The organism is Enterocloster citroniae, from assembly GCF_040545455.1.
Taxonomy (GTDB): domain Bacteria; phylum Bacillota; class Clostridia; order Lachnospirales; family Lachnospiraceae; genus Enterocloster; species Enterocloster citroniae.
The window spans coordinates 1-1211 of sequence record NZ_JBEPLZ010000065.1 but is presented as its reverse complement, the minus strand read 5'-3'; the positions used below and the strand labels follow the sequence as shown (position 1 = coordinate 1211).

At 45.7% G+C, this 1211-nt stretch carries 1 protein-coding gene; it reads right to left on the bottom strand.

The annotated features are described in order from the left end of the window. Positions 1–211: 211 nt before the first annotated feature. Positions 212–982 carry a MerR family transcriptional regulator gene (locus ABID13_RS28595; protein WP_007864118.1) on the bottom strand — a complete coding sequence of 257 codons (771 nt, stop codon included), beginning with the start codon at positions 980–982 and terminating at the stop codon, positions 212–214. Positions 983–1211 lie beyond the last annotated feature (229 nt).

The following is a 1211-nucleotide window of genomic DNA, read 5'->3' as shown; positions in this document are numbered from 1 at the left end:
GGCAGACTTTTCAGTGCGCCTTCCGGGCGCAAGCAGGTAACAGCCCCTTATAGGGGCAGAACAAGCCACCGGCTAAGCCGGTGGTCTTGACTTTTGCGGCAGAGGAAGAAGGCCGGATCTTCCGGCTGATCCCCCAACCGGCTTCCCCAACCGGCTTCCCCAACCGGCTTCCCTAACCGACTCCCCTAGCCGGATCTTCCGGCTGATTCCCCTAGCTGATCCCGGTAATGGGAATTTGGATCTCTGTGATATATTCTTCCATGTCCTTTTCCAGGAACTGGTCAACGATATTAAAGTTATAGGTATCTGAGGATAGCCCCAGATATCCGTATTCCTGTCTCAGTTCTTTTATCTTCGCCCCAATGCCTATATAACTGCCTTTCCAGCAGACACACAGGAATTTCTGCTCCTCAATATACCGGACCTGGTCTGCAACAGCCGGGTCAATGTGGTCCAGGGTTTCCAGGTACGCCCCAAACGTGGTCTCATATTGGTCCCTGTCTTCCCTGTACGTATAGAATGCAATGGTGGGATAAAAATAGAATTCCTCTTTTGTATAGATGGATTCCTCCATGCCAAGGGGCAGGTAGGCCCGTTTTAAGTAATATCTTTGGGACACTTCTCCCTGCTTCATATTGCGCATCTTATGTTCCACAAAAAAGATCTTTCTCTGGATGACATCATCAATGTTGAGGATCTCCTCATACGCCTTTCTCAGTTCCTGTGACTGCCGCTTCAGCTCACAGATGCGCATGTCCAGGGTCCTGTTTTGGGTATATTCCCGGATCTGGTCAATGGAAAAACCGATTTTTCTCAGGTAGCAGATCAGGGCAAGCTTGTAGATCTGCTCAAATCTGTATTTCCTGTAGCCGGTCTGTTTATCCCTGTGCTCCGGGACTAAAAGTCCTTCCCTGTCATAATAAAACAAGGTCTGCTTATTCAGGTTAAACATCTTTGCCAGTTCTCCGGTGGATAGGTCCATGTCCTCTTTCTCCTTTTAACGTGTAAAAATGTAACTGCTCAGGAACTCCAATGTGAAAATTTATAAATAGCTGAAAATCCGGTTGACTATATAGTTGGTATATAGTTTATAGTAATAAAAAACAGGGCAAAAAGCAAGCCTGCAAATAAAAAGTCAAGCTAAATTTTAAAGAACATTGAAAAATTTATACAGGTTGAAAAGTGGGTATCAAAATAAGACCGCCAGGATA